Consider the following 22,648-nt stretch of genomic DNA (forward strand, 5'->3'; position numbering starts at 1 on the left):
CATCTGGCTTCCATCCAGGTTTTTACGGATTGCACTGTTTGCAGGGCGCATATCCCTGGGCAATCAGATCCTCCCGGCTGCCGGTATACTCCTGGCGGTTGGCATCGCTGATGGAGGCCGCACCGGAGCAGTCCGGCAGGTGGAATTTATGGCTGTTGGTATTGAGGATGTAAGTGGCCTCCTCGGTCGCCTGGGTCTGGGTATTTTCCGTGGTGCCGCCATCCTCTCCCACCGGCTCCGTCACGGTTTCCGCCGGGGTCTCCTGCTCCTCCGGCTCCTCACCGGAAAGCCAGCTCTCCCCTGTGGCGTAGTCGATCTCCACTCCGGGCTGGACGTTGTACACATACACATTGAAGCAGACCCCGGCGCCCTCGTCCTCCACACTGTAGGCCTCCATCTGCACGCCGTCGGCCACCAGGTTGAGATCCTCGAAAACCGGCGTCACCCGATAGAGTACATGGTTGCCGGTCTCCTGCACATAGTCCGCCACCTCATCTTCAAAGGGCAGCATCCCCTCCACATTCATGTAGCGGGTGCCGGTGATGAGATTTTCCTCGTTGGCGTTCTCCCCGGTCAGCTGATAGCCGATGAGATGGCAGCGGTTGTAGAGGTACTTGCCGTCCACGATGTCATACTTCACCGTCTGCCAGCCAGTGGGCTTCACCTGGCCGATCTCACCACGCTCCTCCGTGGGCATCAGATCCTGTCCCACATTGGCGTAAGCGGGGCCGCAGCGTCCCAGAAGATCCAGGGGGCTGTACGATTCAAAGGACTCCGTGGTCATATCTGCCTGGGGAAAATCCGGCTGGTTGTCGTCAATGACCACATAGGGATCCCCGGAAAAAGCCGGCAGATCCTCCATGGAAAAGGAGACCTGGGTCCCCCCAAATCCCGCAAGCCCGGCACAGCCGGAGAGCAGGATACAGCCGCAAAGAAATAAGGTGCAAAGGGTTCTGCGCAAGATCTTCATACAATACCGCCGTTTCTCTCCGTTATAAAATCAAATCCACCGACAGCGCCGCCGCCTCATCCAGCATCTGCTGGAAGGCCTGTGGATCCGTCATGCCCTTGTGCTTGTCCGGCTCGATCCGTGCCGCCAGGGCTTTGAGGGTCTCGTTTTCCGGATCATCCTGCAGCAGCAGTCCGCACAGCCGCTGCACCGACTCGATCATCCGAAGGGGGCCGTAATAGTGGGGCTCCCCGTTCAATCCCGCGGCGCTGGTGGTCATGTAAACCAGCAGCTCCCGGGCATCCATCTGATTCATACGTTCTCCTTCCAGCCGTTCCAAAACAGCACTTCCTCCATGGGCTTGCGGGCGGGGCAGCGGGGCTCCCCCTCCGGATAGCCGATGGTCACCAGCAGCTCGATGCGGGCAGTGTCCGGCAGGCGCAGCACCTTGCGCACCGCCGCCTCATTATAGGACTTGATGGCACAGGTACCCAAGCCCAGATCCACCGCCCGGAGCATCAGGTTCTCCGCCGCCATGGCGGCGTCCATCATACAGCCGTACTCCAGGGAGTGGGCACTGCCCCGCCGGGCCACCTCCTCCAGATCCGAGCAAATCACCAAAATCACCGGAGGATGTCCGCTGAGCCCCGGGCTCACCAGATCCACCTTCCGCACCAGATCTGCATCCGTCACCATCACGAACCGCCAGGCCTGGAGATTGCTGGCTGTGGGGGCCGCACAAGCCGCCTGTACCAGCTGTTCCAGCGTCTCCCGGTCCACCGGACGATCTGCGAATTTCCGGATGCTCCGGCGCGCCGTCAGGGCCTGTATTGTCTCCATCATACTCGCCTTCCTTTCATAAGTCCAATGATTTCTTTTACAGCCAACCTGTCAGCAAAAACAGGATGGGAATGGTGACCATGCACCCCAGGGTGCTCACCAGCACCATGGCCGCCGCGAACCCCTCGTCCAGATCATACTGACTTGCAATGGTACAGGAGGTGGTCATGGCGGGGGAACCGGAAATCAGCATCAGCGCCATGGCTCCCTCCCGGGGCAGGAGGCGGGAGGCCAGCACAAAGACCGCCAGCGGCACAGCCAGCAGCTTCACCGCCATGAAGATCACTGCCGGCCGCAGCAAGCCCCGGCCTCCCCGCTGCAGATAGTACATGCCGCAGCCCACGTAAATAAGCCCCAGAGAATCGCTGATAGCACTGACAGACTGGATGGGAGAGAGCACGATCTCCGGAATGGAAAGGCCCAGGGAGTTGATGCACAGCGTCGCCAGCAGCGCTGCCATAATGGGATTGGCCAGTTTTTTCAGGGCGGGCAGGATCCCGCCTGCCCGATGCCCGCTGCTCATGGTATACAAAGTCAGGCCCAGTGTCCAGACGAAAAAGGTATCCACCGCTGAGGAGATGGGTATGTACTGCTGCCCGCCCTCCGGGGAAAAAAGGCTCATGGCCAGGGGAATGAATACAAACGCGTGGTTTCCTCCCACGCAGTCTCCCCGGTAGACCGCCGCCGCCTTGGGTTCCAGTCCTGTCAGATGGGCCGTCAGCAGTCCCGCTGCCCCCATCAGCAGGTACATGGCTGCCTGACAGCCGACAAAAACGCCGTATTCCCCCAGACTGGCAAAGGTGGTTCCCCGCTGCACCAGCAGCGTTACGATCAGGCAGGGCAGCACCACTTTCACCAAAAAGGCGGAAAAGGCCGGCAGGCTTTCCCTTGTCACAATGCCTGCCCGGGCGATCCCCGCCCCCAGCCCGATCAGGATCAGGAATCCTGCCAGCTTGGGCAAAAGCACACTCAAATATTCCATCTCTCTCCCCCTCCATGAAAGAAAGCCCCCGTTTCAACGGAAACAGGGGCTTTCTTCGTTTCATATCCGCAAATCAGTCCTTTTTCACCAGGCCCAGGGTGGCGGTAAAGAAGCTGTACAGGGCGGAACCAGCCAGGGCACCGGCACCCAGGATGGTCAGCGTTGCCTCGTTCTCGGGGTTGCGCTTGACCGCGATGTAACGGATCAGCAGGGCCACCAGGATGGTGATGCCGTTGATGGTGCTGCCCACCAGCAGGCCGGTGGCAAAGAGGATGCCGATCTGCTTATGGCCGCCCAGCCACTGGATGACGGCACCGGGAATGGCCCAGATCACCAGCCACTTGGCCACTTCCGCACTGGTGCCGGCCTCGATGGTGGACTTGTAGGTGTTGCTGACGGCAACGAACAAGCCCTGGTCAAAATACTTGTTGGCAAAAAGCAGGGCCATCACAAAAGCCACGGCAAAGCCGAAAAGCTCGGCGCCGAACTGCTGCTTGCGGCCGAACTTCTCCAGCTCGGGATCCTTGCCCTCACCGCGAAGGATATAGCCGCACTTGAGGTCGTAGGCCATATCGGAGAAGCAGGGGCCGGTGGCGGCGGTGTAGCCCGCCAGGATGCCCAGAGCCAGCGGGGGGAAGCCGATGAGCATGCCCACAATCAGGAAGATCAGGGCGGTGGCAAAGCCGGGGAACCAGCCGGAGTGCATGGCGGAAATGCCCACGATCAGCTCGGAAGCCAGGGCGGCAAAGGCGGCGAAAAGCACCCAAAGAATAAACATGGGGATGCTCATATCCGTCAGCAGGCCGCAGACCAGAGCCAGGACCAGGGCCACCAGTGCGTAGGCCCCGAAGCCAATACCCATGGCGCCCTTCATGTTCTTCATGCTGGAGGTGAACTGGCTGGCAGCAGAGGAATCTCCGCCGGACTTCTTGGTGAGCATAATGCCGCACTGGATCAGAGAGACAATGCCCGCGCCCACCATGATGCCGTGAGGCAGGTAATTCAGGGAGATGTAATCGCTGTAGACAAAGCCCTCGCCGAAGATGTTCCCCACAAAGTCAAAGGAGAAGCCAAACAGGGAGAAGGAGAAAGCGTTGGTCTTGATGATGCCGATGATGATGCTGCCGATACCCAGAGCCATCATAGCCCAGAAGTTGCCGAACCAGGAAACGCCCAGCAGATCCATGGGGATGCCGGCAGCCTTGCCCACGGCGCCCATCACCATACCGATGATAATGCCGAACGCCTTCTTGCCCTTTTCGATGACGGCCAGCAGCGTCTCCGCGCAGGCAACGCCCGGAGGCCACGCACCCTCGGCGGGGAACATGGGCGTATCAAAGCAGCGGTAAAGGATGGACGCATCAATGACCGTAGCCAGGGTGCATCCGATCAGCATGGGAACCATCAGCTCCGGATAGCCCATGACCACGGGGATACCGATGGTCAGCAGCATGCAGTTGGCCACGGAGAATGTGGCGCCGGAGATAGAGGTCTGGATCAGGTTCTGGCGGTGGATATTGCGGAATTTCTTACACACACTCAGCGGGATCCGGGAAAACACGATGGCAAACAGTGCGCCTACCAAAGACGTGTTGGGGGTGGTTCCGGTGGCCACGATCAGTTCCATGCCGATGATGGCGCCCAGAACACACATGATGGTGGCAAAAATCAGCGAAGCCGGCTCATACCACCTGGGGTGCTCTTTGGCAGTGATGCCAAGGCCGGTAAGGTTTTTATCTTCCATTTCTCATCCTCCTTGGGGCGGGACTTTCTTTCTGCAACACGGCAAAGAAAATGAAAGTTCCCTATGTAATATATGCAGATTACATCATCACGGAAATTTTGTCAATCCCTGTCAAGGCTCTTGACGAGCTCTGTTGTTTCGGCTATTGTTATAATCAATATCCCAAGTTTTTTCTGATATTTTCTCTTTTTACCAGTATTTTTCCCCGATTATTCATTTTTCCTATTATAGGAATCAAGTTTTCTATTTTCGGCCGAGCTTCTTCAGTTTCTGCAAAAATATGCAAGTATTATTTTTTCTTATGCAAATTATTGGAGAACATTTCAGCCGTAATTGGGAGGAGCCATATGAAACTGAACGCATCCGATGTGCAGATCATCTCCCTGGGCGCTCACGTTCTGGGCGGCGGAGGAGGCGGCCCCGCCGACCGTGGCCTGCGCTCCGCCAAAGAGGCCTTTGAGCTGGGCTGCGTGGAACTGGTGGATCTGACCAATCTGCCGGATGAGGCACTGGTGGTAACCGTCTCCGGCGTAGGGGCCCCCTCCCGGACGGCATCCATGTACACCAGTGCCCATTATCTGCGGGCGCTGGAGCTGATGGAGGAAGCCGTCGGCTGTCCCATCGGCGGGTTCATTCCCTCTGAAATGGGGGCCAATGCCGCTTTCGGCCCTATGCTCCCCGCGGCAGCCCGGGGACTTCCGCTGCTCAACGCCGCCTGTGACGGGCGCGCCCATCCTCTGGGCACCATGGGATCCCTGGGACTGGCGTCAGACCCTTTGTATCAAACCATTCAGGTGGCCTGCGGCGGTCTGCGGGAAAACGGCACGTATACGGAGCTGGTATCCACAGGCTCTGTGGCCACCACCGCCAAACTCTGCCGCAGCGCGGCGGATCTGGCCGGCGGCCGGGCTGTGGTGGTACGCAATCCGGTGCGTGTTGGATACCTGCGGGAGCACGGGGCCGTGGGCTGTTACACCCAGGCCATGGAGCTGGGACGGGCCATGTCCGCAGCTGCACCGGCGCTGCGTCCCCAGGCGGCAGCAAAATTTCTGGGAGGGCGGATTGCCGCCTGCGGCACAGTACAAGCCTTTTCCCTTCTCTCGGAAAACGGGCTGGATCACGGAAGCTGCACCATAGCAGCAGGCTCAGAGCGTTTCCAACTGACCTTTTACAATGAGTTCATGACCATGGAGCATGGAACTGAACGGCTGGCCACCTTCCCCGATCTCATCACCGTCTTTGACTGTGCTGCCGGTACGGTGCTCAATACAGCAGACCTGCAGGACGGGATGGAGGTTGCGGTGCTTACTGTACCCCGGCAGCGGCTGCTCTTGTCCTCCGGCGTACGGGACGGCTCCCTCTATGAGGAGCTGGAGCGGATCGTCCGCAGGGAGATGCGCTCCTTCATATCTGATGTACTGATTTAAATCCGGCGGGCGGGCAGAAGCCTCCCAGCTCCTGCCCGCCCGCAGCCCATTCTTTATTTTTCCGGGAAGTGCTCATCGTCCAGGGGAGGACATTCTCCGCAGGACTCGGGCGCACCCAGAGCCTCGTTGATCTGCCTGCCCAGCTGACGCAGCAGCCGCAGCCGTTCTCGGAACACCTCCGGCGTCATCTCCGAGAGATATCCGCCGGTGCTCAATCCTGCAGTACAGGTTCCATGGCTGTCAAAGAGAGGCACGGACATCCCCCAGATATCTTTCGTGGTAGCTTGCTCCGTGTAGTCGTACCCCCGCTGGCGGATGCGCTCCAGCTCCCGGCGCAGTCCCGTCTTGGTGTTCTCATCCATAAAGAGCCCTGCCAAGTATTCCTCCCGCTTGTCCTCATCCATAAAAGCCAGCAGGATCCGGTGGGAGGCTCCCGCATGGAGGGGATAGCTCCTGCCCACATAGAGCGTGTCGTTTTGATCCTGTATGGAGCGAAACCGCTCCACCACCACGCTGCGCATATCCAGACAAGCCGTCATGGTGACGGTATAGCCGCTCTGGCGAAAGAAATCCCACATGTAGCGGCTGGCCACCGCCCGGGCCTTGTGGGCCTGGACACCCTTGAGGCCCACCGCCACCATGGCCGGGCCCACCCGGTAGGTCTTGTCCTCATCCTGCAGCAAAAAGCCGTGGACGGTGAGTGTGTAGAGCAGGCGATACGTCACCGTGCTGCTGAGATTCATCCGCTTTGCGATGGTGGTCAGGGAGAGATTCTCCCCGTCCAAAAAAAGCTGTAAGATCTTTAAGGTTCGTCCTGCGGTCTGCAGATAGTTGGGATCGTCCCGGTAATTAGCGGGTTCCTTGCCGCGCATGTGATCACTCCTTTCACGAAAGCATCCCCACAAGTGGGGGGTTTCCGGTTTCCTACTGCAATTTAGGAGATATTATAAGCGCTCGTCCGGGAAATGAAAAGGTCAATTCCTCCGAAATCCGCCGCTTGACACAGGCGTCTCCATGTGCTATTTATGAATACGTGTAAAAACTGTATATATTTTTGTGTATTTTTGCGTGCTTTTTATGGATTTTACCCTTTCGTTTTCCGAAAATCGGATTTTGATTTACGTTAAACGGACAATCCTCACCGAAAAGCACACGTGGTACAAATCAAGAGAAAGAAGTTGATCCTATGGCTGAAGAAAAAATGCTGCTGGATCGCCAGGCGGGCCGCTGGGCCATGCTGGGCGGCTGCATTCTGGGGGGAGGCGGCGGTGGTGCCGCGGCGCTGGGCGAGATGCTGCTGGAAAAGCTCTCCACCCTGCCCCCCCTGTATCTGACCCCCCTGGACGAGATCGATCCCGACGCCACCATTCTCTCCGTCTCCCTGGTAGGCGCTCCCGCCGCCAAAGAGCAGTTCCTCCGGGCTGAGGACATGGTCCGCACTGTGGAACTGTTCCGGCTGAATAACCCGGACGTGAAGCTGGGCGCCATCATGACCAATGAGAACGGCTACTGCGCCACCGTCAACGGCTGGGTGCAGGCAGCAGCACTGGGGCTCCCCCTGGTGGATGCCCAGTGCAACGGCCGGGCCCACCCCACCGGCGTGATGGGCAGCATGAATCTCCACCGGGATCCCGGCTACATCACCACCATGACCTGCGCCGGCGGCAATTCCGAGACGGGGCGCTATGTGGAAGGCGTCTTCCGGGGGACCATCAACCGCACCGCCGCCCTGGTGCGGGCCGCCTCCGTGGAGGCCGGCGGCGTGGTAGGCGTGGCCCGCAACCCCGTCACTGCTGCCTATGTCCGGAAAAACGGCGCCGTGGGCGGTATTTCCCAGGCCATCCGCCTGGGACAGGTGTATGAAGAGGGGCTCAAGACCTCTCCGGAGGCTGCCGTCCATGCCGCAGCGGATTTCCTCCACGGAACCGTCCTCTGCCGGGGTACCGTGGAGCACTGCGAACTCCGGGGCGAGGGTGGCTTTGACGTGGGCTTTGTCCGGGTGGCTGGCTGTGAGCTGACCTTCTGGAACGAGTACATGACCCTCAGCGATGCCTCCGGCATCCGGGCCGCCACCTTCCCGGACCTCATCATGACGGTGGACGCCGCCACAGGCCGCCTGCTGCCCTCCTCCGATATCCGGGAAGGGCAGGACGTCTACGTGCTTACCACCCACAACCGCAATCTGAACCTGTCTCCCACCATGTATGACAAGGAACTGCTCCGCCAGGTGGAGGACATCGTCCATCTGCCCATTCTGGAGCCTCTGGGCCTGTGAGAAGGAAAGGATCGAACTCTATGGAACTCAAGGAAATTGGAAAGAACATGCTCACCAGCTGCCTGAACGTGAAGGCCGGCGAGCAGGTGCTCATTGTCACCGATGACAAGAAGATCTCCATCGGCACGGCTCTCTATGAGGCGGCCCAGGAGCTGGGGGCTGAGGCCCTGATGATGACCATGACCCCCCGGCAGGTCAGCGGCGAGGAGCCTCCCGCCGCCGTGGCCGCCGCCATGAAGGCCGCCGACGTGGTGATTGCTCCCATGGCCACCTCCATCACCCATACCCGGGCCAAGATCGAGGCCGCCAAGGCCGGCGCCCGGGTGGCCACCATGCCCAACATCACCGAGGACATGTTCAGCCAGGGCGCCATGACGGCGGACTACGACGTGGTCATGGATCTGACGCTGCGGGTGACGGAGCTTTTGAGCAAAGCCTCCACCGCCCGCATTGAGAAAGACGGCTGCGTGCTGACCATGGATCTCACCGGCCGCCCCGGCATCCCCAGTCCCGGTGTCTACCGGGAGAAGGGCCAGTCCGGCAACCTTCCCTCCGGCGAGGCCTACATCGCCCCTCTGGAGGATGGCTCCAACGGTGAAATGATCATCGACGGATCCATGGTTGGGCTGGGCAAGCTGGACGCTCCCCTGCGCATCCGGGTGGAAAACGGCAAGCTGCAGGAGATCACCGGCCCCCGGTCCCAGGAGCTGGGCATCCTGCTGGCCAACGAGCGCAACGCCACCCTCTGTGAGCTGGGCATCGGCACCAACTACGCCGCCCGGGTCACCGGCATCATCCTGGAGGATGAGAAGGCCTACCACACGGTACATGTAGCCTTCGGTACCAACATCGGCTTCCAGGGCACCAACAAGGCTGACTGCCATATGGACGGCATCATCCTCAACCCCACGCTCTATCTGGACGACCAGCTGATCCTCAAGGACGGCGAGTTCGTCATTTAAACTTCCATAAGGAGGACTGGATATGGATTCCTACCGCATCGGTGTCATCCGGGTACTGACCACGGAAGACCCGGAGCTTTTGAACCTCCACGGCCGCCTGCTGGAGCGGTACTTCCCCATGTTCCGCGTGGAATCCCGCTGCATCCCCGACCAGTATGAGGGCATCCACGACGACGCCACCATGGCAGCAGGCGTTCCCAAGGTAGTGGCCATGGCCCGGCAGATGTACGAGGAGGGCTTTGACGCCATCATTGTCAGCTGCGCCGGTGACCCCGGCGTCCGGGAGGCCCGCTCCGCCGTCCCTATCCCCGTAGTGGGCGGCGGTGAGAGCACCGCTTCCCTGGCCCAGTTCTACGGTGGAAAAGCGGGCACGGTGGGCATCACTGCCGATATCCCCGAGGCCTACACCCGCATTCTGGAAGGGCACATCATTCCGGAAGCGGGCATCGGCAAGGGCGTGGTCAGTACGCTGGACCTCATGACTCCGGCGGGCTTTGCCGCCACTGTAGATGCCGCCCGGGATCAGCAGGCCAAGGGTGCAGAGGTTCTGGCCCTCAGCTGCACCGGCATGTCCACCATCGGCATCGCTCCCGCCCTGGAGCGGGAACTGGGCATCCCCGTATTGGATCCCGTCATGTGCGAGGGACTTCTCACTCTGTTTGAACTTCTGCGCCGTGCGCAGCTTTCATCTTCCGCCTCCCAGGCGGAGCAAAACTAAGGAGGAATTACTATGCTTATCAAACAGCTCATCGAGGTCTTTGACCTTCTGGACAGCAGCACCGTCACCGGTGCCGACGTGGTGGCCTATCTCAAGGGCATCAATCCCAACGCCAACGTGGAGACCTACCCCCTGGTTGGGCCCCGGGGCAAGACCGACATGGTGAAGGTCCGCATCCCCGGCACCAGCGGCAAGACCTCCGGCGGCAGCGCCCCCACCATCGGCATCCTGGGACGTCTGGGCGCCATCGGTGCCCGTCCTGAGATGATTGGCTATGTCTCCGACGGCGACGGCGCTCTCGCTGCTCTCACCGTGGCTGCCAAGCTGCTGGACATGCAGGTGAAAGGCGACTTTCTGCCCGGCGACGTGTTCATCTCCACCCATGTAAGTCCCTTCGCTCCCACCCAGCCCCATGATCCCGTTCCCTTCATGAGCTCTCCTGTGGATACCTACCAGATCAACCAGGAGGAGGTCTCCCCCGAGCTGGACGCCATTCTCTCTGTGGATACCACCAAGGGCAACCGGGTCATCAACACCCGCGGCTTCGCCCTCTCCCAGCCGGTGAAGGAGGGCTGGATCCTTCGTCTGCCGGAGTCCATCCTGGACATCATGCAGCGCACTACCGGCCGTCTGCCCTATGTGTTCCCCGTGAATATGCAGGACATCACCCCCTACGGCAACGATGTCCATCACCTCAACAGCATCATGCAGCCCTGCACCTGCACCTCCGCTCCCGTGGTGGGTGTGGCCATCACCACCGAGACCATGGTCCCCGGCTGCGGCACCGGCTGCAGCCACTTCACCGACGTGGAGGAGGCCGCCCGCTTCATGCTGGAGACCGCCAAGTCCTTCGGCCGCGGCGAGTGCACCTTTTATGACGAGGAGGAGTATGCCCGCCTCCAGAAGCTCTACGGCTCCATGAAGCACCTGCAGACTCTGGGCAACAAGTAATCATCGTTCCCCGGCCGGAGAAGCTCTCCGGCCGGGGGCCTATTTAGGAAAGGAGCACGGTTCCCTATGAAAATCGGCGCCATTACCATCGGACAGGCTCCCCGCACAGATGTCACAAGCGACATTATGGACATCTTTGACGGCAAGGTGGAGCTTTTGCAGCGGGGCGGGCTGGACGGCCTCACCCGGGACCAGATTGCCGCATTTCAGCCAGAGGAGGGGGACTATGTCCTGGTCTCCCGGCTGCTGGACGGCTCCTCCGTCACCTTTGCCGAGCGCTACATCCTGCCCCGGCTTCAGGAGGCCATCCATGAGCTGGAGGATCAGGGTGTCCGGCTCATCGTCTTTTTCTGTACCGGCAAGTTCCCCGCCTCCCTCACCGCCAAGGTACCCCTGATCTACCCCTGCGACATTCTGGATCGGGTGGTTCCTCTGCTGAGCAAGACCTCCCACATCATCACCGTGACCCCCTCCCCCCTCCAGGTGGAGCAGTGCCAGGAGAAGTGGGGCCAGTTTGTGGAAAAGGTCACCACCATCCCCGCCTCTCCTTACGGACCTATGGGAGACCTGGAAGCTGCCGCCCGGAAAGTTCGGGATCTGGACGGCGACCTGGTGGTGCTGGACTGCATCGGCTTCACGCAGGAGATGAAGGAGCTCTTCGCCCGGGAGAGCGGTAAGCTGGTGGTCCTGCCCCGGACTTTGCTGGCCCGGGTGGTCTCCGAACTCACCGACGTGGCCCAGTGATTTACCCTTGCCGTTTCGATTCCCCGGTATTGCCCCACGGGCAGTACCGGGGAATCATTTTTCATCTGGCGGCGGAACAAACAGGTTTTGACATGCCCCTCGTGGTATGCTGGTCACACAGAGCGGAGTGGGATCTCCCCTCCGTTCAGACCGTGAGACAGGAGCAGCCTTATGAACAAAACACGCATTCTGGCGGCCGCGTTGTGCGCCGGTGTTCTGATCCCGGCACTGGCCGCCCTCCATCATGCCCAGGCGGCAGAATCTGAAACAGCCCTCTATTCCCTGGAGGCAGAGGTGGTGGATGTTCTGGATCACGCCACCGTATTCGGCCAGGTGGATGGCCCGGCCCCCTCCTCCATCACCTATGAAGCAGCAGGGGTCTACACCGCTGACATCCCCTACCTGCTGACCATGGACTCCATGGGCACATCCGACCCCGCCGATGATGAGATCCTGGTGGTATGGGGGTGCATGAGCGGAGGGGACTAAAATGCAAGGAACCGTCCGGCGTATGCCGGACGGTTCCTTCTTGTAAATGCAGCATCTTTACATTTTAGAGAACACACTTCTCACACGGAGTCAGTCCGCGGCTGAGGGCCTCTTCCAAGGTAGATTCATAATACGTTCCGCCATTGCAGTTATTATCGTAGTGGTACCGCTTGCCGGTCTCCGTAACATAGACCGTCTTCATCTCACTGTCAGCAGGCGCACTGGTCTCCGGGACAGTCAGATCCACAAAGCCGGAAAAGTCCGGATAGGTGATCCTGACATTCTTGCCCATGGCATTGATATCCATGGACATATCCATCTTGATTCCCAGATTGACCGCCATGGTTCCCTCTTCTCCGCCGTCCAGGTTCATGGTCAGCGCGGCATCCACCACGGCGGTGCAGTCCTTCAGACGGCCGCCGGAGGAAACCGTATACGTATAGGTGCAGTCCTTCAGCTCCAGCGCCATATCCAGGCCCACTTCTTCAGGCAGCGCATCCCCCAGCATACCGACGAGATCCTGAACCATGCCGGAGACTGCGTTGTTGAGCTTGAGGGTGTAGACCGTATTTCCGCCGGAGGTCTTGGCGGTAATGGAATCGATCATGGGTAGCATGGCCCCGTTCATCTGAGAAACGCTCTGATCCAACAGCTCCTGATAGAGCGCCATGAACGCATCCATGCCCTCCGCCTGATACTTGACTTTGCTGGTCTCCCCATTCATCTCCGTCTGAACATAGATCCAGCCGTCCTTCATCCACTCGCCCATATTCATGGTCTCACCCAGGATGGTGGTCTCCATGTTGATGGCCATCTGGGGTTCCTCCGCCAGGATCATCTGCACCCGGCCGGAGGCGGTCATGCCAAGTTGCATCTGCTCATCCAGCGGTTCACCGCTGTCGGTGCCGGAGAGTGCCAGATCCATCTGCATGTCCATGTCAAAGTCCGTATCCAGGCCGCCGTTCATGGCGTCGGAGGAAGCGGAGAGCAGAGCCCGGTACGTCTCGATCTTCTGGGTAATGGGCTGGGCTGCCTGGGCGTCCACGGCGCCGCTTTCCACCAGGCTCTTGAGCAAATAGGCACTGCCGTCCTTGAGATCCGCGGCCAGAGCCTGATACGTCACGGCAGCGAGATCATCCCGCAGGAAAGTCCCGCCAAACATGGAAGTATCAAACAAGCCCTTGGTAACGGCAAACTCCGGTGCCTGGGCATAGTCGAAATCCTTGCCGTCCTCATAGCCCAGCGCCCGCAGCAAAAACACCGTGTACTGCTGGGCACTGCACGGGGCTGCGGAGCCGAAGGTGGTGGCGCTGGTGCCGTTGGTCAGGCCGTTGGTGTACAGCCAGGCCACATACGGAGCGGTAAAGTCACTGACATCCGTAAAGGGGTGGGAGATGGTACCTGCCTCGTAGTCGGCAGCAGCCTGCTCCTCTGCACCGTAGAGCCGTACCAGCATAATGGCGGCTTCGGAGCGGGTGGGCGCCCGATCCAGCTCAAAGCCCGCCTCGGTGCCGCGGAACACGCCGATGGCGGACAAATCCTTTGCCGCAGCGTCAAAATCAGACGCGGAGGCAGCCACGGTCAGCGCCATGGTCAACAGCAGCACCGTGACAAGGGACGTTAGAAAACGCTTCATAGAACTGCTCCTCTCTTTTCGGCTCTCGCCTTTTTCCGTATTTTTATCATAATCCCGCCTGTTGAAGCCGTCAAGCAGGTCTTGAAAACAAGTTGCGGCGATATATGGTTTTTTAACACCGTTCATATTATCATGATTTTGGCTCCGCATGGACACAATCTCCCAGAGGGATGTTGCCATTTGGTAACATTTTTCTGGGTGATAAATGATGGAAATCAAGCGTATGCGAGATCTGAGAGAAGATGCCGACAAAACGCAGCAGTGTATCGCCGACTATCTGAACATGCACCGCAGTGTATATCGCCGCTATGAGAGCGGGCAACGGGAAACCCCTGCATGGGTCGTGATGAAGCTGGCGGATTTTTACCACGTCAGTACCGACTACCTGTTGGGCCGTACCGACGATCCCACGCCGCCCCGGAGCAAATGAGAAAGCTGGCGGTCTTCGCCCTGGCCTTTGCCGCCGGGATCTTCCTTGCCCAATACGCCCTGCCGGGGGACTGGCTTCTCCCGGCGGCATTTGTATGCCTTGGAGGGGCCTGCCTTTCCCTGCTGCTGCCCTGGCGGCTGCGCCGCCGGGTATTGCCGGCGGGGGTAGCCCTGGCGCTGGCTCTGGGCTATAACTGGCTCTATATCCGGCAGGTGCAGCAGCCTCTGGAAGCTCTGGCAGGCACGGAACACTCCGCCGCGGTGATGACCGTGTGCAGTGAACCTGCCGCCACGGATTACGGAGCCCGGGTCACGGTGCGCCTGGAGGGGTATCCCCACGGCAAAGTGACCTACTACGGCACGGAGGCTCTGCTGGATCTGGATCCCGGCCAAACCATCACGGCGGATGTGCAGTTTCAAAGCGCCGCCCGCATCCGGGACAGCGAGCTGACCACCTTTACTTCCCGGGGCGTGTTTCTGCTGGCCTATTCCCGGGGCGATGAGACCTTTGGGCCCGGTACCTCCGGATCCTGGCGCTGGCTCCCACTGCTGGCGGGCCGCGCCATGAACGATACCATCTGCCGCATTTTTGACGGCGACACCGCCGCTTTTTTGCAGGCCATGCTGATCGGGCGCAGCGGCAATCTCTCCGTCCAGGCAGAGACGGACCTGCGCCAGGCAGGCCTTTCCCACATTTTGGCGGTATCGGGGATGCACTGCTCCTTCCTGGTATCCCTGCTGTCTTTGTTCGCGCTGGGCCAAAAACGCCGCCTGGCCCTGTGGGGCATCCCCATTTTGATTTTCTATGCACTTCTCACCGGAGCCAGTCCCTCTGTGGTTCGATCCTGCATCATGGCGATTTTCGTTTTGTCGGCGCCGCTGCTGCGCAGAGACAGTGATCCCATTACCTCCCTCTCGGCGGCGCTTCTGGTGATCTTACTGCAAAACCCCTTTGCCGCCGCCTCTATCAGTTTGCAGCTGTCCTTCTCCTCCGTGGCCGGATTGCTGCTGGTGTCGCCCCGGCTGTATCAGACGCTTTTGGGCAGCAAAACCCGTGGGAGGGTATACCGCTTCCTTGCCGCCAGCTTTTCCGCCACCATCGGCGCCCTGGTGTTCACCACGCCTTTGACGGCGGCGTACTTCAATATGCTGGTTTTGATCGCGCCTGTAAGCAACCTTCTTTGCCTGTACGCGGCGGCAGGCGCTTTTATTTCCGGGATCGTCTCGGTTGGCTTGGGGATGGCCTCTTCTGCACTGGGCTCGCTTTTGGGGCTGGCGCCCCAGGCGCTGGTGTGGTATATTCTAAAAGCAGTCCATCTGCTCTCGCAAATCCCGGGTCACGCAGTCTATTTTTCCAACCCCTATCTGAAATACTGGCTGCTCTATGTCTATCTGCTCTTTTCGGCGGCATGGCTGATCCGCAGCGGCGGCAGGCGGAAATACGCTTTGGCCGCCGGCCTGGCGGCAGGCACCCTGGTACTGACCCTTCGGGCAGGGGCCCTGCGCTATGGGGACGGCACTCTGGACGTGCAGGTACTGGACGTGGGTCAGGGGCAGTGTGTGCTTGTGTACTCCGGTGGGTCATGTACCCTGGTGGACTGCGGCAGCGCCAACAGCTGGTATGACCCTGGCACCATCGCCGCGGACACTCTGTACAGTATGGGCTGCGGCCGTCTGGAGCACCTGGTGCTGACCCACTACGATACCGATCACATCTCCGGCGTGGAGACGCTGCTGTCCCGAATAGATGTGGAAACCCTGGTGGTGCCGGGCCTTCCGGACTCCGCTGCCGGGAACGCCCTTCTGGAGGCCGCCCGGGAGCAGGGAACACAGGTTCAGATCCTTCGGGAGGAAACCGTCTGGGATCTGGGAGCGAGTACGCTGACCGTCTATCCGCCTTTGGGAGACGGGGAAAGCAATGAGGCGGGGTTGAGCATTTTGTGCTCCTCCGGAGACTTTGACCTGCTGATCACCGGGGATATGGACTCCAACACAGAGGAGCAGCTGCTTTCCACCTACGACCTGCCGGATCTGGAGGCCCTGGTGGTAGGCCACCACGGCTCCAAATACTCCACATCAGAAGCGCTTTTGTCCACCCTGACACCGGAGCTGGCCTTTATCAGCGTGGGGGACAACAGCTACGGCCACCCCTCCGATCAGGCGTTGTGGCGGCTGGTGCAGGCGGGGGCAGCCATCTACCGCACCGATCTGCAGGGAACCATCCATCTTACCGTCAACTGAGGAATCAACGATTATGGCATATCAATCATCCAAGAAAACGACATCCAAATCCAACGAGGCCTTCCGCCAGCTCAAAAGCGACCTCTCCGCCGGTACGCTGGGCTGTGCCTACCTCTTTTACGGAGAGGAGAGCTACCTGCGGGAATACTACCTGGGAGAACTGCGCAAAGCTCTGGTTCCGGCGGGATTTGAGGAGTTCAACTACCACCGGGTAGAGGGCAAGGATCTGACCGTACAGGCTCTGTCGGAAATGGCAGAGGCCATGCCTATGCTCTCGGAACGGACGCTGATCGTGGCCACAGACTTTGACCTTTTCAAGCTGGGGGAAGAGCAGCGGGAAAAATTCATCGCCTTTTTGAACGATATCCCTCCCTACTGCTGTGTGGTGTTCGTCTATGACACCATAGAATACAAGCCTAACCGCACCTACAAGAAGCTCTGGAAAGCCCTGTCGGATCATGTCCGGCAGGTGGAGTTTCAGGCGGCAGACACCAGCGACCTCATTGCCTGGATCGCCCGGCGGTTCCGGGCCCTTGGCAAGGATATTGACCGGCAGACGGCGGAACACCTCATTTTCACCTGCGGGGGACTGATGACAGGCCTGGTACCGGAGATCACCAAGATCGGCACCTACGCCAAAGGAAAATCCATTACCCGTCAGGATATCGACGCCGTGGCGGATCCGGTGCTCTCTGCGGAGGTCTTCCGCCTCTCAGACGCGGTGCTGGACGGAGATTACGACCGGGCCGCCCGGATCCTGGGAGACCTTTTGAAAATGCAGACAGAGCCTATTTTGATCCTGGCAGCCCTGGGCTCTCAGCTGCGCCGGATCTACACCGCCCGCATGGCCATCGACGGCGGCAAGGACAAGTACTGGCTTATGGAGCTCTGGGAGATGAAGTCCGATTATCCCGCAAAGCTCCTGCTCTCCGCCGCCAGGCGAACCAATGCCGCCTGGTGTGCCGACGCAGTAAAAATGTGCCAGGTGCTGGACCGGCGGCTCAAAAGCGAAAAGGGAATCGACGGCGTGGGTGAGCTGAAACTGCTGCTGGTACGGCTGGGGGCGCGGTCATGATGCGGGTAAAGGAAGTCATCGTGGTGGAGGGCCGCTACGACAAAAATACCGTCTCCCAGGTGGTGGATGCCACAGTGGTGGCTCTGGGCGGCTTTTCCGTGTTCAATGACCGGGAAAAGCTGTCCTTTCTCCGGCGGCTGGCCATGGAGCGTGGTCTGATCGTCCTGACTGACAGTGACGGCGCCGGCTTTGTGATCCGCAACTACCTCAAGGGAGCCCTTCCCAAAGACCGGGTCAAGCAGGCCTATATTCCCGACATCCACGGCAAGGAGCGCCGCAAGCGCACTCCCGGCAAGGAGGGGAAGCTTGGGGTAGAAGGCATGCGGCCGGAAGTCATCCTGGAGGCGCTGCGCCGCTGCGGTGCCACCTTTGAAGACGGCGAGGCCCAACTGCCCCGGAGTGCGCCCCTTACCAAGGCGGATCTTTTTGCTCTGGGGCTCACCGGCACACCGGACAGTGCCTCCCGCCGCCAGGCCCTGCTGCGGAAGCTGGACCTGCCGGAGCATCTGACCTCCAACGGCCTGCTGGAAGCACTGAATCTGCTCTATTCCCGGGAGGAACTGGAAGCTTTTCTGGGCAGGGACTGAATCCTGCAAGTTTGGAAACTTTTTTAATTCATCGACATTTTTCGACAAATTTTTCATTTTAACCGTGCTACCCTAAGCCTGACTAATCAGGAATCCTTATCTGGGAGGAGCGATCAGGTTGCGCAGGATCCTCATGGGTACAGGCTGCTGCCTCGGTGAAACGGTGAAATACTATCTGCTGGAGGATGCTGCCGGCAGTATTGCTGAACAATACGGAATCTCTCTGGAGTGCGGCAATGAACAGGCTTCCTTACCGGGTATCACCGTTTCTCAATCCCGGATCCTAGCCCTGTTGGACACCCTGATATCCGGCAGCGTCACGCCAGTGTCTCTGCGGGATGTAGTGGAGGACTGGCTTCTGCTTTGAAATACATTCTCCAAATGCCCCCTTTCCCTACAAAAGTGACCGTCCCCAGCCAAGCCGGGGACGGTCACTTTTGCTCTGATGGAAATGGACCTTCCGTAGAACCATTCTCCCACAGTTCCCTGCCGGCAGCCACCGCGTCCAGCAAGGAAGTACACGGCTCAATGCAGACATCGTTGGCGTCAAAAGGTTTATCCTGTGTCCAGCTTCCCAGGTGCAGGAAATTCAGGGCATCCCCATACACGCCTCATTCATACCGTAGGGCCGGACGGCGGAGAGCCCCGGCAGACGGTGCTCTCCCTTCCCCAGCGGAGCCCGGAAGCCGTAGTGGGCGCCCAGCCCATAGATCATCGCCCGGTCTGAACGGTTCTCCACCCTGTGCGACTTCACCAGGCGGCAGCTGCCGCTCCCTGCCGCGAGGCGTTCGCCACGGCATTCCCCCTCCATCTTGCCACCCGGGCGGGAATGCCGTATAATGAATGCCGTCATTTTACGCTGGGAGGATACTGCCATGGATTGGATGGAAGAAGTACAGCAAAAGCTGCGCCGGAAAAATCAGATCCTTTTCTCGGCTGACAGTCCCTTTTTACAGGGTCTGGCCAACGCGCTTTCCGGCTGCGGCCATCAGGCGCTGGTGCTGTGGGCGCTGGAACTGGCGGAGGCGGACGTGTGTCTTCTGGAAAAGGCTTATCCGGAGGATCCCCGTCCCCGGGGTGCCCTGGCGGCAGCCTGGATGTGGGCCTCCGGCGATATTAAGATGCACGCTGCCCAGCGGGCAATTCTGGACTGCCACGCCGTGGCAAAGGAGATCTCCTCTCCGGAGCATATTGCCCTCTGCCACGCGGTGGGACAGGCCTGCGGGGTCGTCCATACCCCGGGGCACGCTATGGGGCTACCCATCTATGAGCTCACCGCCCTGGTTCGGCGAGACGGACCGGAGCATTGCCGGGCAGCGGTAGAAGCGCGCAGGCAGACCTATCTTGTACGGCTGGACTACTGGAAACTGCACGCCTCCGAAGTGGACAGGCCCTGGGCGCCGTTTTTGTGCCGGTAATCGTATATCAAAAAGCTCCACCTGCACCAGGCCGCAATGGTCTGATGCAGGTGGAGTTTCTATCAAACGGAACGTCCGCCGCCGGATGTCTCTGCCACCCAAAGGGGATCCCGGGCGGTGAGAGAAATCCCCATTATGCTTCTTTCAGCATGGCTTTGAGGAAGCCGTTGAACAGCGGATGGGGCCGGTTGGGGCGGCTCTTGAACTCCGGATGGTACTGTACACCCACAAAGAAGGGGTGCTCCGGCAGCTCCACTGCCTCCACCAGCCGCCCGTCGGGGGAAATACCGCTGAGAACCAGTCCTGCCTGGGTCAGGCAGTCCCGGTAGTCGTTGTTGAACTCATAACGGTGACGATGACGCTCATGGATCAGCGGCTGGCCGTAGCAGCGCTCCATAGCCGTGCCAGGCGTTACCGCGCAGGGGAAGCTGCCCAGGCGCAACGTGCCGCCCTTGTCCACCTCGTCGCTCTGACCGGGCATGAAGTCGATGACCTTGTGGGGGCAATCCGGGGCGAACTCACCGGAGTCCGCATCCGGCAGGCCCGCCTGGTGCCGGGCAAATTCAATGACGGCGATCTGCATACCCAGGCAGATGCCAAGATAGGGAACCTTGTGTTCCCGGGCGTACTGGGCTGCCAGGATCATGCCGGGGATGCCCCGGTCTCCGAAGCCGCCGGGCACCAGGATCCCGTCCAGTCCGGTGAGCACCATGTTCACATTCTCCGGCGTGATGGTCTCCGAGTCGATCCACCGGATCTCCACCCGGGCATTCCACGCATAACCTGCGTGATGAAGGGCCTCCGCCACGGACAAGTAGGCATCGTGGAGCTGGACATACTTTCCCACCAGGCCCACCACAGCGGTGCGGGAGGGATTCTTGATGCGCTCCACCAGAGCCTGCCACCCGTCCAGCTCCGGCTGGGGGGTCTCCAGATGCAGTTCCCGGCACACCACATCGGAGAAGTGATGCCGCTCCAGCATCAAGGGAGCCTCGTACAGCGTGGGCAGGGTCACATTCTCAATGACGCAGTCCGGCTTGACATTGCAGAACCCGGCGATCTTGTCAAACACGCTCTGATCCGTAATGGGCTCATCGCAGCGCAGCACGATGATATCCGGCGAGATACCGAAGCCCTGGAGCTCCTTTACCGAGTGCTGGGTGGGCTTGGACTTGTGCTCCCCGGAGGCCCGCAGATAGGGCACCAGCGTCACGTGGATATAGAGGGCATTGTCCTGACCCACTTCCCGGCCCACCTGCCGGATAGCCTCCAGGAAGGGCTGGCTCTCCATATCGCCGGTGGTGCCGCCGATCTCCGTGATGACTACGTCCGCCTGGGTCTTCTTGCCCACGGAGTAAATAAAGCGCTTGATCTCATCGGTGATATGGGGGATGGTCTGGACGGTCTTCCCCAGGTACTCGCCCCGGCGCTCCTTGGAGATGACGTTGGAATAGACTCGGCCTGTGGTAAGGTTGGAGAACTGATTGAGATCCTCGTCAATGAAGCGCTCATAATGGCCCAGATCCAGATCCGTCTCCGCCCCGTCCTCGGTGACGAAGACCTCACCGTGCTGATAGGGGCTCATGGTGCCCGGATCCACATTGATATAGGGATCCAGCTTCTGGGCGGCCACCTTCAGCCCCCGGGCTTTGAGCAGGCGGCCCAGAGAGGCTGCCGTGATGCCCTTGCCAAGGCCTGACACCACGCCGCCGGTCACGAAAATATACTTTGTCATAGTGAACTTCCCTCCATATGTTGTTTTCCGATTTTTTGAGAAAAGCGATCCTTTTGCCCCTCCCCCGGCACCGCCGTGGGATAGCCGCCGCCAAAGCAGGCTGTGCAGAAGCCCTCCTCCCCGGTTCCGGCCAGCTGTTTGACGTGTTCCAGCGAGAGATAGCCCAGGGAATCCACGCCGATGATCCGGGCGATCTCCTCCACGGTGTGCTGGTTTGCAATGAGGTTTTCCGCACTGTCAATGTCCGTGCCATAGTAGCAGGGCGCCACAAAGGGCGGTGCGCTGACCCGCATGTGGATCTCCCGGGCCCCCGCCCGACGCAGCAGGGCAATGGTGCGCCGACAGGTGGTTCCCCGGACGATGGAGTCGTCCACCAGCACCACCCGCTTGCCCTCCACCACGGAACGCACGGGGTTGAGCTTGAGATTGACCCCGTCTTCCCGCATGGCCTGGGTGGGCGCAATAAAGGTGCGGCCCACGTACTTGTTCTTGGTAAAGCCCATGGCATATGGGATCCCGGATTCCACCGCATAACCCAGAGCTGCATCCAACCCTGAGTCCGGCACACCTACCACCACGTCTGCCTCCACCGGATGCTCCTGGGCCAGGAAGGCCCCGGCCCGCTGCCGGGCCTGGGTAACGCTGCATCCGTCGATGACGGAGTCCGGCCGGGCAAAATAGATAAACTCAAAAACGCACAGCCGCTTGGGCGCCGTGCCGCAGTGAGAGGTATCGGAGTGGATGCCGTCCCGCCCCACGGTGACGATCTCCCCGGGGCGGATATCCCGCTCAAAGACAGCGCCTACGGCGTCCAGGGCGCAGGACTCCGAGGCGAATACCACCGCTCCGTCCGGCCGCCGGCCCATGCACAGCGGGCGGAATCCATGGGGATCCCGGGCGGCGATGAGCTTGGTGGGCGAGGAGATCACCAGGGAGTATGCCCCCTCCAGGCGATCCATAGCCCCCTTAACCGCATCTTCAATAGACCGGGTACGCAGGCGTTCCTGCACAATCAGGTAGGCGATGACCTCAGAATCCGTGGTGGTGTGGAAAATAGAGCCCCGCTCCTCCAGCGCCCGACGCAGCTCCAGGGAATTGGTGAGGTTGCCGTTGTGGGCCAGAGCCATGCGGCCCTTGAAGTGATTGATGATCAGAGGCTGGGCGTTGAGGGCCGCGTCGGAACCGGTGGTGGCGTAGCGGACATGGCCCACCACAATGCTCCCCTGCCCCAGATTCTGCAGCCGCTGGCGGGGCAGTGCCTCACTGACCAGGCCCACATCCCTCCAAACGGAGAAAACGCCGTCGTCGTTGACGGCGATTCCGGCGCTCTCCTGTCCCCGGTGCTGCAGAGCATAGAGCCCATAATACGCCAGGGACGCAACATCTTCCATTTTGGGTGAAAACAGGCCAAAGACGCCGCATTCTTCATGAATGTGGCGCCAGGCC

Annotated in this window: 23 protein-coding genes; 13 read left to right on the forward strand and 10 right to left on the reverse strand. The window is 60.2% G+C overall.

What is annotated here, in order from left to right:
* Positions 1–22: 22 nt before the first annotated feature.
* From ACT67G_RS04315 to ACT67G_RS04335, 5 genes are all read right to left on the reverse strand, one after another.
* Positions 23–970, reverse strand: a complete 948-nt coding sequence (locus tag ACT67G_RS04315) for a DNA/RNA non-specific endonuclease (protein ID WP_443663123.1) — start codon at positions 968–970, stop codon at positions 23–25.
* Between the two features lie 22 nt (positions 971–992).
* Positions 993–1,265: a DUF6092 family protein gene (locus tag ACT67G_RS04320; RefSeq protein WP_325245380.1), complete on the reverse strand. Its 273-nt coding sequence runs from the start codon at positions 1,263–1,265 to the stop codon at positions 993–995.
* On the reverse strand, positions 1,262–1,792 hold the full coding sequence (locus ACT67G_RS04325) for a nitroreductase family protein (protein WP_443663125.1): 531 nt from the start codon (positions 1,790–1,792) through the stop codon (positions 1,262–1,264). The genes ACT67G_RS04320 and ACT67G_RS04325 overlap by 4 nt, the downstream gene beginning before the upstream one ends.
* A 34-nt stretch (positions 1,793–1,826) precedes the next feature.
* Positions 1,827–2,771 (reverse strand): AEC family transporter, encoded by a 945-nt coding sequence (locus ACT67G_RS04330; RefSeq protein WP_443663127.1) that lies wholly within the window; start codon positions 2,769–2,771, stop codon positions 1,827–1,829.
* A 73-nt stretch (positions 2,772–2,844) separates the two neighbouring features.
* Positions 2,845–4,515: an OPT/YSL family transporter gene (locus tag ACT67G_RS04335; protein WP_443663128.1), complete on the reverse strand. Its 1,671-nt coding sequence runs from the start codon at positions 4,513–4,515 to the stop codon at positions 2,845–2,847.
* A gap of 347 nt (positions 4,516–4,862) precedes the next feature.
* On the opposite strand from ACT67G_RS04335, the gene ACT67G_RS04340 reads away from it, so the two are divergent.
* A complete protein-coding gene (locus tag ACT67G_RS04340) occupies positions 4,863–5,942 on the forward strand; it encodes an S-methyl thiohydantoin desulfurase domain-containing protein (RefSeq protein WP_325245386.1) in 1,080 nt (359 codons plus the stop codon).
* A gap of 53 nt (positions 5,943–5,995) precedes the next feature.
* On the opposite strand, the gene ACT67G_RS04345 is transcribed toward ACT67G_RS04340, so the two are convergent.
* Complete coding sequence (locus tag ACT67G_RS04345; RefSeq protein WP_326215600.1) at positions 5,996–6,814, reverse strand: IclR family transcriptional regulator; 819 nt, start codon at positions 6,812–6,814, stop codon at positions 5,996–5,998.
* A gap of 314 nt (positions 6,815–7,128) precedes the next feature.
* Between ACT67G_RS04345 and ACT67G_RS04350 the strand changes: the two genes are divergently transcribed.
* From ACT67G_RS04350 to ACT67G_RS04375, 6 genes are all read left to right on the forward strand, one after another.
* Positions 7,129–8,217 carry a DUF917 domain-containing protein gene (locus ACT67G_RS04350; protein WP_443663129.1) on the forward strand — a complete coding sequence of 363 codons (1,089 nt, stop codon included), beginning with the start codon at positions 7,129–7,131 and terminating at the stop codon, positions 8,215–8,217.
* A 20-nt stretch (positions 8,218–8,237) separates the two neighbouring features.
* A complete protein-coding gene (locus ACT67G_RS04355) occupies positions 8,238–9,179 on the forward strand; it encodes an aminopeptidase (RefSeq protein ID WP_443663131.1) in 942 nt (313 codons plus the stop codon).
* 22 nt (positions 9,180–9,201) lie between these two features.
* On the forward strand, positions 9,202–9,897 hold the full coding sequence (locus tag ACT67G_RS04360) for an aspartate/glutamate racemase family protein (protein WP_325247061.1): 696 nt from the start codon (positions 9,202–9,204) through the stop codon (positions 9,895–9,897).
* A 12-nt stretch (positions 9,898–9,909) separates the two neighbouring features.
* On the forward strand, positions 9,910–10,848 hold the full coding sequence (locus ACT67G_RS04365; RefSeq protein WP_325247062.1) for a DUF1177 domain-containing protein: 939 nt from the start codon (positions 9,910–9,912) through the stop codon (positions 10,846–10,848).
* 66 nt (positions 10,849–10,914) lie between these two features.
* The gene (locus ACT67G_RS04370) at positions 10,915–11,592 is read left to right on the forward strand and encodes an AroM family protein (RefSeq protein WP_326215596.1); all 678 of its coding nucleotides are present in this window, start codon (positions 10,915–10,917) and stop codon (positions 11,590–11,592) included.
* A 171-nt stretch (positions 11,593–11,763) separates the two neighbouring features.
* Entirely contained in the window at positions 11,764–12,081 is a 318-nt protein-coding gene (locus tag ACT67G_RS04375) for a hypothetical protein (protein ID WP_443663133.1), read from the forward strand.
* 64 nt (positions 12,082–12,145) lie between these two features.
* On the opposite strand, the gene ACT67G_RS04380 is transcribed toward ACT67G_RS04375, so the two are convergent.
* The gene (locus ACT67G_RS04380; RefSeq protein ID WP_443663135.1) at positions 12,146–13,717 is read right to left on the reverse strand and encodes an S-layer homology domain-containing protein; all 1,572 of its coding nucleotides are present in this window, start codon (positions 13,715–13,717) and stop codon (positions 12,146–12,148) included.
* 223 nt (positions 13,718–13,940) lie between these two features.
* On the opposite strand from ACT67G_RS04380, the gene ACT67G_RS04385 reads away from it, so the two are divergent.
* The 5 genes from ACT67G_RS04385 to ACT67G_RS04405 all read left to right on the forward strand — a co-directional run bounded on the left by ACT67G_RS04385 (position 13,941) and on the right by ACT67G_RS04405 (position 18,416).
* Positions 13,941–14,147, forward strand: a complete 207-nt coding sequence (locus ACT67G_RS04385) for a helix-turn-helix domain-containing protein (protein ID WP_443663136.1) — start codon at positions 13,941–13,943, stop codon at positions 14,145–14,147.
* Complete coding sequence (locus ACT67G_RS04390) at positions 14,144–16,387, forward strand: DNA internalization-related competence protein ComEC/Rec2 (protein WP_443663138.1); 2,244 nt, start codon at positions 14,144–14,146, stop codon at positions 16,385–16,387. The genes ACT67G_RS04385 and ACT67G_RS04390 overlap by 4 nt, the downstream gene beginning before the upstream one ends.
* Before the next feature lie 13 nt (positions 16,388–16,400).
* Positions 16,401–17,462 (forward strand): DNA polymerase III subunit delta, encoded by a 1,062-nt coding sequence (gene holA, locus ACT67G_RS04395; protein WP_326215592.1) that lies wholly within the window; start codon positions 16,401–16,403, stop codon positions 17,460–17,462.
* Positions 17,459–18,049, forward strand: coding sequence for a toprim domain-containing protein (locus ACT67G_RS04400; RefSeq protein WP_325247500.1), 591 nt, complete (start codon positions 17,459–17,461; stop codon positions 18,047–18,049). Before holA ends, ACT67G_RS04400 begins: the two co-directional genes overlap by 4 nt.
* A 118-nt stretch (positions 18,050–18,167) precedes the next feature.
* Entirely contained in the window at positions 18,168–18,416 is a 249-nt protein-coding gene (locus ACT67G_RS04405; RefSeq protein WP_325247501.1) for a DUF6514 family protein, read from the forward strand.
* A gap of 222 nt (positions 18,417–18,638) precedes the next feature.
* Here the strand turns inward: ACT67G_RS04405 and ACT67G_RS04410 are convergent, their stop codons facing one another.
* Positions 18,639–18,788 (reverse strand): hypothetical protein, encoded by a 150-nt coding sequence (locus tag ACT67G_RS04410; protein WP_443663141.1) that lies wholly within the window; start codon positions 18,786–18,788, stop codon positions 18,639–18,641.
* 136 nt (positions 18,789–18,924) lie between these two features.
* On the opposite strand from ACT67G_RS04410, the gene ACT67G_RS04415 reads away from it, so the two are divergent.
* The gene (locus ACT67G_RS04415; protein WP_443663142.1) at positions 18,925–19,467 is read left to right on the forward strand and encodes a putative immunity protein; all 543 of its coding nucleotides are present in this window, start codon (positions 18,925–18,927) and stop codon (positions 19,465–19,467) included.
* Between the two features lie 133 nt (positions 19,468–19,600).
* Here the strand turns inward: ACT67G_RS04415 and ACT67G_RS04420 are convergent, their stop codons facing one another.
* Together ACT67G_RS04420 and purF are read right to left on the reverse strand one after the other, a co-directional pair.
* The gene (locus ACT67G_RS04420; RefSeq protein ID WP_443663144.1) at positions 19,601–21,202 is read right to left on the reverse strand and encodes a CTP synthase; all 1,602 of its coding nucleotides are present in this window, start codon (positions 21,200–21,202) and stop codon (positions 19,601–19,603) included.
* Positions 21,199–22,593: an amidophosphoribosyltransferase gene (gene purF / locus ACT67G_RS04425; RefSeq protein ID WP_325247507.1), complete on the reverse strand. Its 1,395-nt coding sequence runs from the start codon at positions 22,591–22,593 to the stop codon at positions 21,199–21,201. The genes ACT67G_RS04420 and purF overlap by 4 nt, the downstream gene beginning before the upstream one ends.
* Positions 22,594–22,648 lie beyond the last annotated feature (55 nt).

Origin of the sequence: Dysosmobacter sp., assembly GCF_052306735.1 — a bacterium.
Taxonomy (GTDB): domain Bacteria; phylum Bacillota; class Clostridia; order Oscillospirales; family Oscillospiraceae; genus Oscillibacter.